Source organism: Nocardia asteroides, from assembly GCA_019930625.1.
Classification (GTDB): Bacteria; Actinomycetota; Actinomycetes; order Mycobacteriales; family Mycobacteriaceae; genus Nocardia; species Nocardia sputi.
In genome coordinates this window covers 323,584-336,690 of the sequence record CP082844.1, presented here as the reverse complement: position 1 = coordinate 336,690, position 13,107 = coordinate 323,584, and the positions used below count along the sequence as shown (strand labels likewise).

Below are 13,107 nucleotides of genomic sequence, written 5' to 3'. Positions count from 1 at the left end.
ACTGGCGAACATCGCCGCATGAACTGGCGACATCGCCTCCCGAGGCGAGAGGTCGAGCGTAGAGGCGCGAGGCCGGAGCAGCCTTCCGGAACTACCGGACGAGATCCGTACGAGCGTGTCGCAGCCGTGCGGCGCGGATGGTGAGGTAGTCGCGTTCTGGGGTGCTCGTCGTGCGGGCCGCGGCCTTGGCATAACAGGCGACGGCCGCATCGATGTCGCCCGCCATCTCGTGCAGATGGCCGCGCACGGCGTCGAGCCGATGCGTGCCCGCCAGCCGGTCGTCGAGCGTGGCGGCCAGCGCGAGACCGGCTTCCGGTCCCGACACCATCGCCGTCGCCACCGCCCGGTTGAGCGTCACCATCGGACTGTCCGAGAGTCGCTCGAGCCGGTCGTACAGCGCCAGGATCTTGGTCCACTCGGTGTCCTCGGCGCGGGTGGCCTGGGCGTGCAGGACCGCTATGGCGGCTTGGATCTGATACTGCCCGCGCAGGCCCTGCGCCAGCGTGCCGGTGATGAGGGCCGTCCCTTCGGTGATCAGCCCGCGATCCCACAGCTCGCGGTTCTGTTCGGCCAGCGGGATCAGCTCGCCGTGCGCTCCGGTGCGTGCCGCGCGCCGGGCATCGGTGAGCAGCATCAGCGCGAGCAACCCGGTGACTTCGGGGTCCGCGGGCAACAGCCGGTGCACCGCCCTGGTGAGCCGGATCGCCTCGTCGGACAGATCGGTGCGCTGCAAGTCGGGCCCCGAACTGCTGGTATGTCCTTCGCTGAAGATCAGGTACAGCACGTGCAGCACCGCGCCGAGCCGCTCGCGCCACCGCTCGTCACCCGGTTGCGCGAAGGGGCGCTCCACCGTGGCCAGCTTCTTCTTCGCCCGCGTGATCCGTTGCGCCATCGTCGCTTCCGGCAGCAGGAAGGCGCGGGCGATCTGTTCGGTGCCGAGCCCGCCCACCGCGCGCAGCGTCAGCGCTATGGCCGCGGCAGGCGACAGCGCCGGGTGGCAGCACAGGAACAGCATGGTGAGCGTGTCGTCGTGGTCCACAGGGACGGCGTCGGTCACCTCGCGATCGAAGGCGGTGGTCTCCCTGCGCCGCCGCGCGACTTCCGCGCGCACGGCGTCGGCCATGCGCCGCTGCGCGACCTGGATCAGCCAGGCCCGCGGATTGTCCGGCAGGCCTTGCCGCGGCCATTGCGTCGCGGCCGCGAGCAGCGCCTCCTGCAGTGCGTCTTCGGCGGTGTCGAAGTCGCCGAAGCGGCGGACGAGCGTTCCGAGGACCTGCGGCGCCAGCGCGCGCAGCAGGTCCTCGGTGCTCGCCGGGAGCGGTGTGTCGTCGGGCACCGCACGCCGGTCGCTCATTGCTCGGTGGCGGGGGCGCCCATCACCGCGCGAACTTCGATGTACTCGCCTATCGGTGCACCGCCGGGGCCGGGGGCGGCGGAGGCCTGCGCGGCGATCTCGTAGGCCCGTTCGGGGCTGTCCACGTCGACGATCCAGTACCCCGCCAAGAATTCCTTGGTCTCCGGGAAAGGCCCGTCGGTGACCACCGGGGCCGACCGGCCGTCCGAACTGACGATCCGCGCGTCCTCCGGCCCGGCCAGCCCCTGTGCCTCCACCAACTCGCCCGCCTCGGCCAGTTGCGCACCCAGTGCGCGCTGGAAGTCTATGTGCGCCTGGATCTCTTCCGGGGACCATTCGTTGATCGGTGTGTCGCAGTACGCGGTGCGCCCGTAGGTCTTCAGCAGCATGTACTTCACGATTCGTTTCCTCTCCTGCGGCATTGGGCCGTATCGAGCGCCTCGGTGGCGCTCGCGAAGAGGTCGGAGCCCAGCGCGTGGATCCGACATGTCTTTCCGGTGATCCACATCACAGTTGCGTCGTGGTGTCGGCCAACTGATCCGGGTCGACCGGTTCGCCCGCGAGGATCAATTCCTTGATCCGGTCGGTCACGTCCCAGACGTTGACGTTCATCCCGGCGCGCACGCGGTTGTCCGAGTCCAGCCAGAACGCCACGAATTCGCGAGCCGCCGTGTCGCCGCGCACGACGACCCTGGCGTAGTCGCCCGGCGTGGTGAAGCCGGTGTACTCCATGCCCAGGTCGTACTGGTCGGTGAAGAAGTAGGGCAGCCGGTCGTAAGCGGCCTGCTCACCGAGCATGGTCGCGGCCGCGACCGCTGGTTGATTGAGCGCGTTCGCCCAGTGCTCCACCCGGATGCGCCTGCCGAGGACCGGGTGCTGGTGCGCGGCGATGTCGCCGACCGCGACGATGTCCGGATCGCTGGTGATAAGGCGCTCGTCGACGAGCACGCCGTCTTCCACGGCGAGCCCGGCATCGGCGGCCAGATCGACGTTCGGCCGCGCGCCGACGGCGACCAGCACCGCGTCGGCTTCGATCGTGCTGCCGTCGGCGAGCCGGACACCGTTGGCCACCTCGGTCGCGATGGCATCTTCGGTGGTGATCGCCTCGACCTGGGCCTCGAACCGGAAGTCGACACCGTTGGCCCGGTGCAGGTCGGCGAACACCCGGCCCATCTCCGGGCCGAGCACCGCCCGCAGTGGCAAGTCGGCGCGTTCGACGATGGTGACCTCGACGCCCGCCGCCCGAGCCGCCGCGGTGACCTCCAAGCCGATCCAGCCCGCTCCGATGACGACGATCCGGCGCGCGCTGCCGAACAACTCGATCAACGTGTCGGAGTCCTCGATGGTCCGCAGCGTGTACACGTTCGGCGCGTCGGCGCCGGGAACGGACAGTGTGCGCGGCGTCGAACCGGTGGCGAGCGCCAGCTTGTCGTAGGGCAGTGTGGAGCCGTCGGGCAGGGTGATCGTCTTCGCCGCGGGGTCGAGGCCGGTGACGGTGGTGCCGAGGCGGACTTCGACGTGGTGGTCGCGGTACCACTGCGGGGGAGCGACGAGGAATTCGGTGAACGACTTCTTGCCCGCGAGGTGGTCCTTCGACAGCGGCGGCCGGTCGTAGGGCAAGTGCTCCTCGGCGCTGATCAGCGTCACGCTGCCGGGGAAGTCCTTGGCTCGCAACGTTTCCGCGATCTTGGCCGCGCCCAGTCCGCCGCCGACGATGACGAAACGCTGGTCAGAACTCATAGCGGACTCCTTACTCCGAAGGGAACCAGGCTCCTGCCGCCCAACCCTACTGGCAGCCGTGGCGGCGGCTCGGGAAAACGGCGCGCCGGGTGGGAACGAATCGCCGGCCGCCGTGGTTGCTCGGTAGGGCGGCGAGCGTGTGCGCGCCGTCCGTCCGCGTGCGATCGAGAGGAAGCCGCTTGTGACCGAGAAAGCCGCCAAGGACGTCGCCGATTTCTGGTTCGACCCGTTGTGCCCCTGGTGCTGGATCACGTCCCGCTGGATCCTCGAGGTTCAGCAGGTGCGCGACATCGAAGCCCGCTTCCACGTGATGAGCCTGGCGGTGCTGAACGAGGGCAAGGACGTGCCCGAGCAGTACCAGGAACTGCTCGACACGGGCTGGGGACCGGTCCGCGTCGCGATCGCGGCGGCGCGGGAGCACGGCGACAAGGTGCTGTTGCCCTTGTACACCGCGATGGGCACCCGCATCCACAACCGGCGCGCCGAGTACGAACGCGACAGCAGCAAGGAGTCCCTCGCCGCGGTGATCGCCGACTCGCTGGCGGAGGTAGGCCTGCCCGCCGAACTGGCCGCGGCCGCGGAGAGCGCCGACTACGACGAGGCGCTGCGCGAGAGTCACCACGCGGGCATGGACAAGGTGGGCCCGGACGTGGGCACCCCGACCATCCACATCAACGGCACCGCGTTCTTCGGTCCGGTCCTGTCCCGGATTCCGCGTGGCGAGGAGGCGGGCAAGGTCTGGGACGGCGCGGTGGCGCTGGCCTCTTATCCGCACTTCTTCGAGCTGAAGCGCACGCGGACCGAAGACCCGTCGTTCGACTGAGCGCCGGACGGCGACCGCCCCAGTCAGAGCACGGACTTCGGCGGGCTCGCCGGCGCCTGACCGTAGGAAGTGGGATAACCACCCGCGGGCGCGCCTGCGCCCGCGGGTGGTTCCGGGCGCAGGAACATTTTTCCGTGCCTGCTGCGATCGCGCAGCGCCCACATCCGCCAGGTGAGTACCGGGTGGCTGGACAGGGCGTTCACCATCCAGACGAAGAAGCCCTTCTCGAGAGCTGCCCGATCGGCCATCTCGTCGAAGCCGACCAGCCGATTCATGTACTTGCCCGCGGCGAGGGTGCCCATGGCGGCGGGCGCTCCGGTGTGCCGGTTGCAGTAGCCGTGGTTGTCGGCGGTGTACTCCTGCGCGCGGATCAGGCTGCTGCCGATGATCGGCAGGAACGGCACCAGGAACATGCCCAGTTGCCGCCAATACGAGGTGTGCCCGGCCGCGATGTGGCCCACCTCGTGGCCGATGATGAAGGCCAACGCGTCGGGTTCGCGGGCGGCGCCGCCGATCTCGAACAGGTCGCTGTAGACCACCACATAGCGCCGGAAGCCGTGTCCGCTGGCGAACGCGTTGATCTGGCCGTTGCCGAGCACCACGTACGCGTCCGGCACCTTCGCCATGCCGAAGCGAGCGGCGGCGTCCACCACCAACTGGTAGCCCTCGGGGAACTGGGTCGGCGACATCTTCACGCCGTTCACCCGCTGACTGGCGTAATTGACGCCGCGGCCGAACCACAGCAGCAGCGGGGCGGCCGCGAAGGCCACGACGTACTGGTCGAAGTTGCCGGTGGCCAACAGCACCAGCGCGATCACATACGCGAACACCGTGAGCACCACCACGATGACGAGCATGGGGATCTCCCAGCTGTGCCGGGCGGGCATGCCGAACGGTGACAGCCCCCGCGGCTGCCGCTGCGGCGGCATCGCGGGCGGCACCGGGGCGCCGGGGTGGGAGCCGTACGGAGCCGGAGACGAGGGTGCGGCCGGATACGAGCCCGAGGTGTACGGCTGGCCGTAGGGCGCGGCAGGTGTCTGCGGAGCCGGGGCCCACCCACCGTGCGGGGCATACGGATCGGTCTGTGGGCCCGCCTGGTCGGGTGGCTGGGGTTCGAACGGCTGCATGGGATGAACTCTATTCAGTTGCCGGGAACGGGGTCGGTGCGTCGCCGTGTCGCCGGGCCCATGGCGCGAACACAACTGGCGTATCAGCCGATTCGCGCAGGCAGACCGCAGTGTCAATCGCCGGGGATGCCCTCTTGGCCGTCCCCTCCCGGCCGCCTGACACAATGCCTGCCATGCGCGTTTACCTGGGTGCCGACCATGCCGGTTTCGAACTGAAGAATCACGTCAAAGCCCACTTGGAGCAGGCGGGCCACGAGGTCGTCGACTGCGGCGCGCTCGAATACGACGCTCTCGACGACTACCCCGCGTTCTGCATCGAGGCGGCCCGCCGCACCGTCGCCGACCCGGGCAGCCTCGGCCTGGTGTTCGGCGGCAGCGGCAACGGCGAGCAGATCGCCGCGAACAAGGTGCCCGGCGCCCGCTGCGCGCTGGCCTGGAGCGTCGAGACCGCCAAGCTGGCCCGCGAGCACAACAACGCGCAGCTGATCGGCATCGGCGGCCGGATGCACTCCACCGAGGAGGCGCTGGCCATCGTGGACGCGTTCGTGACCACCGCGTGGTCGGACGAGGAGCGCCACCAGCGTCGCATCGACATCCTCGCCGAGTACGAGAAGACCGGCGTCGCCCCGGAAGTCCCCGCGTACTGAGCCGACCGGGGTCGTAACCGGCTGTGCCGGAAGGACATACGCTGCACCGCCTCGCGCGGCTGCATCAGCGTCGCCTCGCGGGCGGTGTGGTGCGCGTATCGAGCCCGCAGGGCAAGTTCGCCGCGGGCGCGGCCCGGGTGGACGGCCAGGTGCTGACCAGGTCCGAGGCGTGGGGCAAACACTTGCTGCACCACTACGAGTCGGGACTGGTCGTGCACGTGCATCTCGGCCTCTACGGCACGTTCACCGAATCCGGGCTGCCGATGGGGGAGCCGGTCGGGCAGGTTCGGATGCGCATGTTCGGGGAACCGGACGGCCAGCCGGGTTTCGGCGCCGACCTGCGCGGGCCCACCGCGTGCGAGATCCTGCTCCCGCCGGAGGTCGCCGCGCTCACCGCCCGGCTCGGCCCGGATCCCCTGCGGCGCGGCGCCGATACCGACCGGGCATGGCAGCGCATCCATCGCTCCCGCAGACCGATCGGCGCGCTCCTGATGGACCAGCAGGTGGTCGCCGGGGTCGGGAACGTCTACCGCGCGGAACTGTTGTTCCGCCATGGGATTTCGCCGCATCGCCCCGGCGCGGATCTGTCCGCGGGCGAATGGGCGCAGATGTGGACCGATCTCGTCGCGCTGATGCGGGTGGGGGTACGCGTCGGAAAGATGGTCGTGGTGCGCCCCGAACACGATCACGGCGAGCCTTCCTACGCCCCGGACCGTCCGCGCACCTATGTCTACCGCCGTCAAGGCGAGCCCTGCAGGCTGTGCGGAACGCCGATCGCCCATCAGGTGATGCAGGCCCGGAATCTCTTCTGGTGCCCCACCTGTCAACCCGGGTGAGCTCGCCGGATCGCCGTGCCTGTCAGCCCGCGACAGCGGTGTCGATGTCCGGCTCGTCCGCGAGGGCGAAGCGGCGACCACCGGCCGTCTTCGCGGAATACATCGCGCGGTCGGCGCGGCGGAGCAGATCGGTGAAATCGAACGGGCTGCCCGGCGGGTTGTAGGCGGTGCCGACGCTGGCCGACACCGGAACCGGCCCCGCCGAGGACCAGACCGGGTCGCGCAGTGCGGCCACGATCCGGTGTGCGAGGTCACCGAGGTTGTTGCGGTGCGGATTGGTCGCGAGCACGAACTCGTCGCCGCCGTACCGGCAGATCACCGTGTCCGGCGGGCAGGCTTCGCGCAGCCTGACCGCCAGTTCGACCAGCACCTCGTCACCGATCGCGTGCCCGTATCCGTCGTTGATCTGCTTGAACCGGTCCAGGTCGATCAGCAGCAGTCCGACGCCGCGGGTCGGGTCGGTGGCCATCATGCGCACCTTGTCCTGCAGCAGCGTCCGGTTGGCCAGGTCGGTGAGCGCGTCATGAGTGGCCTCGTGGCGCAGCCGGTGCTGCAACGCGGCGATCTCCTGCACCCGCAGCGACACCTTCGCCGACAGGTTCTGTTCTTGCTGCGCGAGGGCTCGCTCCTGCAGTGCCTGGGCGTAACTGTCGATGGCCTGACTGGCGATGAACGGCCAGCGCGTGGCCACCAGGGAGCCGGGCGGGCCGGACGGAAAACCGAGCAGCCAGCGCGTGGCCTGCGCCAGCATCCGGATCCGGTCGAAGGGAGCCTCGGCGAGCCGGGCGCCGAGCATTCGCGCTTCGAGCACGGGGAACGGCTCGGACGCGGCGAGGGTGAGCAGGCGCTGGACGATCTCGATCAGGACCGGTTCCAGCTGATGGGGCGCCGCGCCCGACCCGGGCTCGGCGCAGACCGCCCGTGCCCAGGCGCGGGCCATGGTGGCTACCGGGGGCTCGATGCCGGTCGACATCGGACTCACCCGGTGTGAGCGACGTCGGTACCCAGATGCGCTGTACTCACACAGGCGCCGGCGTCACCCTGATCGTTCCCACTGCTACGCGGTTGTGTCCACCTGGTTCGGCGCACGCTCACCGCCCCCTTTCCAGATACCCCCGTCCGGCAAAAAGGATCCTAGCAAGCCACTCGGCATCGAAAAGCGATGATTTGCAACGTGTTCTCGATGCCTCGCGAAAAGCGATCGGGTACGTGTTCGTTCCCGTCGCGTAGGTGTTACACCCGATTGTCGTTCGCTGCAAAATCGCGCCGCGACGCGCTGACGACACGCTGTAGGAGGTGTGCGGACAGTGATGCGCGCGCCACGGGGGTGGTCCGGGCAGGCCCCGTGGCGCCGGTGTCACGAGAATCTGTTCTCGCACGCGACGTCCTCGTCTTCCGTTCGGAGTTCCGAGCCGATGTCCTGGGCGTTCCAGGGTAGATGGTCGTCTACTCGCGGTCTTCCCTGCCGTGGGGCTCGGGTGGCAGCGTGCGCTGGGGCGAGCCGAGACGCCGCAGCTCGCATCGGTCGACCGCGTGGTGTACGGCCGGGGAGTGTGCGCGCCGGCCGGTCGCGGCGGCGTCGCGGCCGGAGCCGGGGTTGCCGTGTCGTGAGCCGACGATTCGAGGGGTGGACTCGTTCTCGGCGCGCATCGCACCGGTTGGCTCCCGGTGTCGTGGCCGTGGCTCCCCGGCACGCCGAGCGTGTCGGCAGTGACGGCGAGTCGTGCGGTCCTCATCGGAATTCCCTCGAGCGAAGTTCCTGGCGTGAACAGGTGGCGGGTGAGCCACGTTTCCCCGGCCGGGGCCAGCGTGTCACTCGAGTTTCGCCCACCGCAATCCGACACGCCAGAGTTTCAATGAAAAATAACCTCTAAAATTTTTCCCCAGCGTGCCGCCGCGTCCGGTCGGGCGAGCCGTGCCACACTGGGTGTGGCAACCGCGGAGCGCTCCGACGGGCAACCTGCGAGATCTCGCTGCGCGGGGGCCTGATTGGCGTTTCGCAAGCCGGGTTCGGTACAGTCGGATCGCACACGACATCGTGGCGATCCCATCGGTGTCGTATGCCTGCGGGTGTAGTTCAATGGTAGAACCTCAGCCTTCCAAGCTGATGGTGCGGGTTCGATTCCCGTCACCCGCTCCACGGAGCATTCATCCTCGTCGGCGGCCGCCCCGCCGCCGCGAGGGCCACGGGGTGTAGCGCAGCTTGGTAGCGCATCCGCTTTGGGAGCGGAGGGTCGCAGGTTCAAATCCTGTCACCCCGACCATCGTTCGGGGGTGGGGTTCGCGCTCGGCTTTCGTCCGGCGTCGTCAGTAGTGCCGAACGCTTCGGCCTCTTCGATGCTCGGAGCGGTAGGCGTAGGTGTGCCAGCGCGTTTCGCGGGCGGGAAGGCGGAACGGGGTGCACGGAGTCGACGCGGCGGTGTCGCCTCCGGCTGAGCCTGTGGGGCCTGCCGCTGGGCATCTCATGGCAACTCTTCGGCACAGGCCATGCGTAGGTGGGTTCGGCCATTCGCCGGGCGCGTTGTGTTCGACGAACCGAGCCGGGCTACCGCACATTCCTCGCCGCGCTGCCGGAATGACGTGAACAGGATTGTCTACGTAAGTATTCGACAGGGCGGTAGGGAAATACGAGAACGGTCGAAGGTATCCGAAGTTCGTGGCCGCGGCGTCACTGCTCGACTTGGGCCTGCGGGCTGGAGGCCACCGAGGGCGGCGGCAGCTCGGAGTGCCGGGCGAAAGCCTGATCGATGAGCTCGGAAGCGGCGCGGGTGACGATCAAGCGAGCGATCGCCAGGTCGGTCTCCAGCTTGGTGCGATCCCGGGGAGTCCGGCCGGACTCCTCGTAGGTCTGCCCGGCCAGCCGGAAGAACAACTCGGTGGCGAAGCGGTCGGCGATGCGATCGCAATCGGCGCGCAGACGCTCGACCAACTGGAACGTGTCCTGCATCGGCAGCCCGGTGTCGGTGAGCCGGGTGGCAAGATCGCAGCAGCGCGGGTTCGTCACGCGGTAGGCCTCGAGCGGATCCTCGCTGGAGGCCAGCGCCTGCTTGGCGTAGTCGGGCAGCTCGGCGTAGCTGTCCTGTGGCTCGGTGGTGGCATCCGGGTCCGCTTCGGCCGCGTTCGCGTTCGCGTTCTTCACGCCGAGTACGTCGGCGAGCCCGTCGCCGCGATCCCAGGCCTCCAGCAACTCCCTGATGCCGTTGAGCTTCATGCCCCGCCCCAGCAGGCGGCTGATCGTTTGCAGCCGGTTGAGGTGGTCGGACCCGTAATACCCGATCCGCCCGCGCACCTCCGGCGAGGGCAGGAGACCTCGCTCGTGGTACACGCGGACGCTGCGCACGGTGGTCTCGGCTGCCCGCGCCAGTTCGTCGATCGTGAATTCAGAGTCTGCAGCCATGTTTAAAAGGAAACCATAGTCGGGCCCGCCTGGAAAATGGTCCGTTTCATAACGTGCCGTTAAAGACGGTAGCCAGGTGTTGCTCGGAGGTCAACGAGCCGTTACACAGCGGTACAAGATCTTGTGTGCTGGGCAACAGTGGGCTACCGTGGCGTAGACCAGCTTATCGCGGCTGGCTACCGGGGACTGTTGAGCAGCCCTGATGACCGTCCGATTCATGGGCCACGCACCTGCCACAGGTGTGTGCAAGGCATCCCCGGAGATGGCTATGAGCATTACGCGAACCCTTCCGATGGACACGAGATCCATTGCGCCAGCAAATATCTCGTCGATTCCGGCAAAGTCGAACCAGCGACCCCCGTGCGCAGACGTCCCTGACAACTGGGACATGGACACCGGGAATCCGGATGCCTGGCGAGCGGCGGTGCGCACCTGTCAGAGTTGCCCCCTGCTCGTGCAGTGCCGTCAGTTGGCACAGACGCTCACCACCCGCGGTGACGGTCCCCGCGCGATGATCTGGGCGGGCGTCGCCTACGACAACTCGGGCAGCGTCATCGAGAATCTCGACCGGCACCGCGCCGCTCCGATCGACCACAAGCGCCCGATGCGCATCATCCGCAACGGCTCACGTCCGCTGCGCACCGTGTCCACGCTTCCCGCGCCCCGCAGGCACATCGTGCTCGGGCAACCCCTGAAGCCGACCGGTACCGACGGTCTGTGACTATGCTGCGTGAACCTTTGCCGCCTAGTCCCTCGAACGGTGCGTAAGTCATGACACTGCTGGCCCTGGAGATCGGGTCCTCCACGTTCGCGGCGTGCCGAGTCGCCGACGACGTCGAGAAGGATGAGATCCGGAGGATCCCGATCCCCAGCTCCGGCGCGTGGGACCGTTGCCGGGACATCCTGCTCGAAGCCGCGGGTGGGGGCGAGGTCACTGCCCTCGGCATCGCCTCGGCGGGACCGATCGATATGGCGGCGGGTGTTGTCGCACCCGCGGACGTGCCCGAGTGGCGTGCGGGTTTCGCGATCGTGGACGCTGCGCGAAAGTTGTTTCCAACCGCAAAAATTCAGCTGGCGCTGGACGGAGTCTGCCTGGCGCTGGCCGAGCGGAGCCTCGGCGTCCTGAACACGGTGATGGACGCCATGGTGATCACCGTGTCCGACCGCATCAGTGGCGGAGTCGTCGTCGGCGGATTCACGGTGGTCGGGCGGACCGGCAACGCGGGACATGTCGGCCATGTTCTCGTTCCCGGTTTCGACGAACGCTGCGTATGCGGCGGGCGCGGCTGCCTGGAGGCCGTTTCCAGTGGGGCGTCGGCGGTGCGCTGGGCTCGGGAGCAGGGATGGACCGGCACCTCGGTATCCGACCTCGTAGAGGCCGGCCGTGCTGGTGACGCCATTCCCGCCGCTGCGCTCGGCCGAGCGGGTACGGCGCTCGGCCGAGCTGTCGCATCGGTAGCAGCGCTGCTCGACATGGACCTCGTCGTCATCGGCGGCTCGATGGCCGAAGGCGGTCCCGCCCTGTGGAAACCGCTGGGCGAGGCGGTCGCCACGCACGCCAGACTGAGCTATCTGCCGGGGTTGCGAGTCATTCCTTCCGAACTCGGCGATATCGCAGTGCTCGCGGGCGCCGGCGTGTTGGCGGCAAACATCGGAGCGTGACGCCGTTCGTACTTCCGGGGTATCCCGCCGCGAGAGAGGGATATAGCTAGCTGCAGGATTAGCTACGTGAATGCCATCTACCTCGTTTTCAGCCGCTGTTCGGGTCACTGCCGCAGGTTTGCGCTCGGTGTGCCGTCAGGTCGCGTGCCGGTCTCGGCCAGGTCGGCACTGAACTTAACGTGAACAAAATGAACATCCCCATGGTGTTCGATGAACGTGCTGCACACTTCATAGCAACGCGGCGTGTTCCTTAGGAGTTGATTGAGCCGCTGAACAACGGTACATTGCCTAGCGTCACATGTTGTCTCATCCGGGTTGGAGCGGATCCGGAGGAACGGCTGGGTACGGGCAAGTGCGAAGCGAAGTGGCGCAGTGATTCCATGGGTGACTATCGAGACGTTGGCGCCGGACGGCATGTCCGTGGCGTCGGTGGGGGATGCGCCGCGTGAGTTCGCCAGCTGGCAGCGGGTATTGCAGCGAACGCTGTCGAAAGCGCCCGTCCTGTACGACAAGCTAACGACTGCGGGATTGACGGAGGCGATTCACACCGCGCATGATCAAGCCAAGGATGTCGACCTGGTCATTCAAACGCGCGCTGGCAAGCACCAACTGCTCATCCGTCCGATCTTCGGACCGGCCGGTGACGTGCACGCTGTGCGGCTGTGGCTCGGCCCGGCGTCCGAACGGGTGCCCACCTTGCGCCCGGCGGTGGGCGCCATCTGGGACTTGAGTAGTCAGACAATCCAGCAACCGAGCGGTATCACGCGGCTGTCCGGCAGCGCCGCGGAACAGTACGTCCCGAGGCTGTCGATCGCGGAACTGTTCCACCGGGTGTCGAGCTTCGATCGGCATGCGGAGGTTCTCGATCTCCTCTACGACCCCAAGCCGGGTGACCGGATGCAGTTCGACACCACCGTGGTGCACGGGTTCGGCCGCCCGGCGCAGTGGCGGATCACGATTCGCGCCCGTGACGACGAGCGCACCCGCGGCGCCTGGTGGTTGATCGAGGATGTCACCTCGGAGAACGCACCGCCGGCGTGGCCGACCTTGGAGCGAATCGGGTTGCGCGAGGCGCATCGCCGGGCGGGAACGCACCTGGCCGTGGTGCAACTCGAGCGCACCAGCATCTCGCACTGGCTCACCGATCCCGCACCGTGGGTTCGTTGGGATTATCTCTTCCGGCCGGTCGACGTGTTCCATCCCGACGACCGTCCCCGGCTCGCGGAACTCGGCGAGCGGCTGCGATCCGGTGACAGCGCGGGCGTGACGCTGCGGGTGCTCAACTACGGCGGTGGTTACACGCCCACATCGCTACTGCTCTACCCCTATCCCGGGTACTCGAGCAGACAGCTGGCTATCGCGCAGCTGGTTCGCGCCGCCGATGACGTCCCGCTGCTGGAAACCCATCGCCAGGTACTGGAGTCACGGCAGCGCAGCGCGCCGATCGGCTATGACGAACAATTGCGGCATTGGCTCGCGGGGAGGATGAAAAGCAACCCCGCCTGCTGACGTTTGATTCCC

12 protein-coding genes and 2 tRNA genes are annotated in these 13,107 nt (G+C 68.1%); 8 read left to right on the top strand and 6 right to left on the bottom strand.

Going from position 1 to position 13,107, the window contains the following annotated elements; genetic code table 11:
• Positions 1-91: 91 nt before the first annotated feature.
• From K8O92_01545 to K8O92_01535, 3 genes are all read right to left on the bottom strand, one after another.
• Positions 92-1,354, bottom strand: a complete 1,263-nt coding sequence (locus K8O92_01545; protein UAK32742.1) for an RNA polymerase sigma factor — start codon at positions 1,352-1,354, stop codon at positions 92-94.
• The gene (locus K8O92_01540) at positions 1,351-1,752 is read right to left on the bottom strand and encodes a YciI family protein (GenBank protein ID UAK32741.1); all 402 of its coding nucleotides are present in this window, start codon (positions 1,750-1,752) and stop codon (positions 1,351-1,353) included. The genes K8O92_01545 and K8O92_01540 overlap by 4 nt, the downstream gene beginning before the upstream one ends.
• 109 nt (positions 1,753-1,861) lie before the next feature.
• The gene (locus tag K8O92_01535; GenBank protein ID UAK32740.1) at positions 1,862-3,094 is read right to left on the bottom strand and encodes an FAD-dependent oxidoreductase; all 1,233 of its coding nucleotides are present in this window, start codon (positions 3,092-3,094) and stop codon (positions 1,862-1,864) included.
• Between the two features lie 181 nt (positions 3,095-3,275).
• Here K8O92_01535 and K8O92_01530 point away from each other — a divergent pair, with 181 nt between their 5' ends.
• Positions 3,276-3,917, top strand: coding sequence for a DsbA family protein (locus K8O92_01530; protein UAK32739.1), 642 nt, complete (start codon positions 3,276-3,278; stop codon positions 3,915-3,917).
• A 23-nt stretch (positions 3,918-3,940) separates the two neighbouring features.
• Here K8O92_01530 and K8O92_01525 read toward each other — a convergent pair whose 3' ends face one another.
• Entirely contained in the window at positions 3,941-4,804 is an 864-nt protein-coding gene (locus tag K8O92_01525) for a M48 family metallopeptidase (protein ID UAK35373.1), read from the bottom strand.
• A gap of 413 nt (positions 4,805-5,217) precedes the next feature.
• Here K8O92_01525 and K8O92_01520 point away from each other — a divergent pair, with 413 nt between their 5' ends.
• Positions 5,218-5,691 carry a ribose-5-phosphate isomerase gene (locus K8O92_01520; protein UAK32738.1) on the top strand — a complete coding sequence of 158 codons (474 nt, stop codon included), beginning with the start codon at positions 5,218-5,220 and terminating at the stop codon, positions 5,689-5,691.
• 23 nt (positions 5,692-5,714) lie between these two features.
• Positions 5,715-6,527: an Fpg/Nei family DNA glycosylase gene (locus K8O92_01515; GenBank protein UAK32737.1), complete on the top strand. Its 813-nt coding sequence runs from the start codon at positions 5,715-5,717 to the stop codon at positions 6,525-6,527.
• A gap of 22 nt (positions 6,528-6,549) precedes the next feature.
• On the opposite strand, the gene K8O92_01510 is transcribed toward K8O92_01515, so the two are convergent.
• Positions 6,550-7,500, bottom strand: coding sequence for a GGDEF domain-containing protein (locus K8O92_01510; GenBank protein ID UAK32736.1), 951 nt, complete (start codon positions 7,498-7,500; stop codon positions 6,550-6,552).
• A 1,093-nt stretch (positions 7,501-8,593) separates the two neighbouring features.
• Between K8O92_01510 and K8O92_01505 the strand changes: the two genes are divergently transcribed.
• Together K8O92_01505 and K8O92_01500 are read left to right on the top strand one after the other, a co-directional pair.
• Positions 8,594-8,667 (top strand) — tRNA-Gly (locus tag K8O92_01505).
• Positions 8,668-8,714: 47 nt separating this feature from the next.
• A tRNA-Pro gene (locus tag K8O92_01500) sits at positions 8,715-8,791 on the top strand.
• Between the two features lie 404 nt (positions 8,792-9,195).
• On the opposite strand, the gene K8O92_01495 is transcribed toward K8O92_01500, so the two are convergent.
• Positions 9,196-9,924: a MerR family transcriptional regulator gene (locus tag K8O92_01495; protein UAK32735.1), complete on the bottom strand. Its 729-nt coding sequence runs from the start codon at positions 9,922-9,924 to the stop codon at positions 9,196-9,198.
• 388 nt (positions 9,925-10,312) lie between these two features.
• Between K8O92_01495 and K8O92_01490 the strand changes: the two genes are divergently transcribed.
• The 3 genes from K8O92_01490 (at position 10,313) to K8O92_01480 (ending at position 13,095) form a co-directional block, all read left to right on the top strand.
• Positions 10,313-10,645: a hypothetical protein gene (locus K8O92_01490; protein UAK32734.1), complete on the top strand. Its 333-nt coding sequence runs from the start codon at positions 10,313-10,315 to the stop codon at positions 10,643-10,645.
• A gap of 50 nt (positions 10,646-10,695) precedes the next feature.
• Positions 10,696-11,586, top strand: coding sequence for an ROK family protein (locus K8O92_01485; protein UAK32733.1), 891 nt, complete (start codon positions 10,696-10,698; stop codon positions 11,584-11,586).
• Positions 11,587-11,970: 384 nt separating this feature from the next.
• Positions 11,971-13,095: a DUF5593 domain-containing protein gene (locus K8O92_01480; protein UAK32732.1), complete on the top strand. Its 1,125-nt coding sequence runs from the start codon at positions 11,971-11,973 to the stop codon at positions 13,093-13,095.
• Positions 13,096-13,107: the final 12 nt, after the last annotated feature.

Coding starts and splice junctions, on each gene's coding strand:
- K8O92_01520 (UAK32738.1), top strand. CDS start 5,218: ATGCGCGTTTACCTGGGTGCCGACCATGCCGGTTTCGAACTGAAGAAT.
- K8O92_01510 (UAK32736.1), bottom strand. CDS start 7,500: ATGTCGACCGGCATCGAGCCCCCGGTAGCCACCATGGCCCGCGCCTGG.
- K8O92_01525 (UAK35373.1), bottom strand. CDS start 4,804: ATGCCCGCCCGGCACAGCTGGGAGATCCCCATGCTCGTCATCGTGGTG.
- K8O92_01490 (UAK32734.1), top strand. CDS start 10,313: ATGGACACCGGGAATCCGGATGCCTGGCGAGCGGCGGTGCGCACCTGT.
- K8O92_01485 (UAK32733.1), top strand. CDS start 10,696: ATGACACTGCTGGCCCTGGAGATCGGGTCCTCCACGTTCGCGGCGTGC.
- K8O92_01545 (UAK32742.1), bottom strand. CDS start 1,354: ATGAGCGACCGGCGTGCGGTGCCCGACGACACACCGCTCCCGGCGAGC.
- K8O92_01495 (UAK32735.1), bottom strand. CDS start 9,924: ATGGCTGCAGACTCTGAATTCACGATCGACGAACTGGCGCGGGCAGCC.
- K8O92_01535 (UAK32740.1), bottom strand. CDS start 3,094: ATGAGTTCTGACCAGCGTTTCGTCATCGTCGGCGGCGGACTGGGCGCG.